The organism is Mycobacterium simiae (genome assembly GCF_008370645.1).
GTDB classification, from domain to species: Bacteria; Actinomycetota; Actinomycetes; order Mycobacteriales; family Mycobacteriaceae; genus Mycobacterium; species Mycobacterium simiae_A.
In genome coordinates this window covers 1-1,703 of sequence record NZ_VTZN01000369.1, presented here as the reverse complement: position 1 = coordinate 1,703, position 1,703 = coordinate 1, and the positions used below count along the sequence as shown (strand labels likewise).

Annotated in this window: 2 protein-coding genes; both read right to left on the bottom strand. The window is 65.5% G+C overall.

The features are described 5' to 3' along the window. On the bottom strand, positions 1-1,183 hold a 1,183-nt coding region (locus tag F0Q45_RS25840), incomplete at its 3' end, for an argininosuccinate synthase (RefSeq protein ID WP_149656569.1). A 17-nt stretch (positions 1,184-1,200) separates the two neighbouring features. Next, positions 1,201-1,674 carry an arginine repressor gene (locus F0Q45_RS25835; protein WP_149656570.1) on the bottom strand — a complete coding sequence of 158 codons (474 nt, stop codon included), beginning with the start codon at positions 1,672-1,674 and terminating at the stop codon, positions 1,201-1,203. Between the last annotated feature and the right edge of the window lie 29 nt (positions 1,675-1,703).

The window sequence follows — 1,703 nt, the reverse complement described above, 5'->3', positions numbered from 1 at the left end:
GGCGGGCGGACAGCTTCGACGACAACCCGTGCACGTACACAAAGCCCTTGGCAGCCGACTGGTCGAAGGTGTCACCCTCGTCGTAGGTGGCCAAGTTGAAGTCGTAGAGGGATTCGGCGCTGCGCCGGCCGTTGACCGCAATGTGGCCGCCGTGCAACACCATTCGCACCTCGCCGGACACGTGCTCTTGGGTCTTGGCGACGAAGCTTTCCAGCGCGATCTTCAGCGGCGAATACCACAGCCCGTCGTAGACCAGCTCGGCCCAGCGCTGATCGGTCTGACGCTTGAATCGGCCCAGCTCGCGTTCGAGCGTGACGTGTTCGAGTTCGGTGTGCGCGGTAATGAGCACCATGGCCCCGGGCGCCTCGTAGATCTCGCGGCTCTTGATGCCGACCAGCCGGTCCTCGACGACGTCCAGGCGACCAACGCCCTGCGCTCCGGCGCGGCGGTTGAGTTCCTCGATGGCCTGCAACACCGACACCGATCGGCCGTCGATCGACACCGGCACGCCCCGCTCGAAACCGACGATCACCTCGTCAGGAGTGCTCCAGTTGACGGTGGGGTCTTCGGTGTAGTCATAGATGTCCTTGGTGGGGGCATTCCACAAGTGCTCCAGAAACCCGGTCTCCACCGCGCGGCCCCAGACGTTCTGGTCGATGGAAAACGGAGACCGCTTGGAGACATTGATCGGGATGGCGTTCTCTTCGGCGAACGCAATTGCCTTCTCGCGGGTCCAGGCGTAGTCGCGGACCGGTGCCAGCACCTCCAAATCTGGTGCTAATGAGGCGAATCCGACTTCGAACCGGACCTGGTCGTTGCCTTTGCCGGTGCAGCCGTGCGCCACGATGCCGCCGCCATGCTCGCGGGCGGCCGCAACCAGATGCTTGACGATCAGCGGCCGGCTGATCGCCGACACCAGCGGGTAGCGGTCCATGTACAGCGCGTTGTTCAAGATGGTGGGCAGGCAGTAACCCTCAGCGAACTCATCGCGGGCATCGACCACAACCGACTCGACGGCGCCACAATCTAATGCTCGCTGGCGGACTACCTCCATGTCCTCACCACCTTGGCCGAGGTCGATCGCTACCGCCACAACCTCGCGGCCGGTCTCCTTGCCAACCCAGCTGATGGCCACCGAGGTGTCCAGACCGCCGGAATACGCCAGGATGACACGCTCTGACATTAACCAACTCCTCTATCTCAGACTTTCGAGAGCTCTGCCAACGCCGACGCCAGCTCGGCGCCAGTCATCGGCTCGCGGGCAGCCACGAACACGGTGTCGTCGCCGGCGATGGTGCCGACGACGTAGGGTAGCGCCGCGCGATCGATTGCGCTGGCCAAGTAGTGGGCACCCCCGGGCGGGGTGCGTAGCACGGTGAGGTTGGCGGTGGCGTCGGCGGACACCAGTAGTTCGCCGAGCAGCCGCGACAACCGTCCGGTGCCACCGGTGACCCCCCGCACCGGGCTGCCGTCTTCGGGGACGACGTAGACGCCCGCGCCCCCGTCGGCGGCCCGCAGCTTGACCGCGCCGAGCTCCTCGAGGTCGCGTGACAGCGTGGCCTGGGTTACCTCGATGCCTTCGGCGGCCAGTAAAGCCGCAAGCTCGCTTTGGCTGCTGACCGATTCCGTCGACAGGATGGCCACGACGCGGGCTTGTCGACCGGCGCGGGTGATCTCCGGTGTGGCCTTGGATTCGCCGTGGT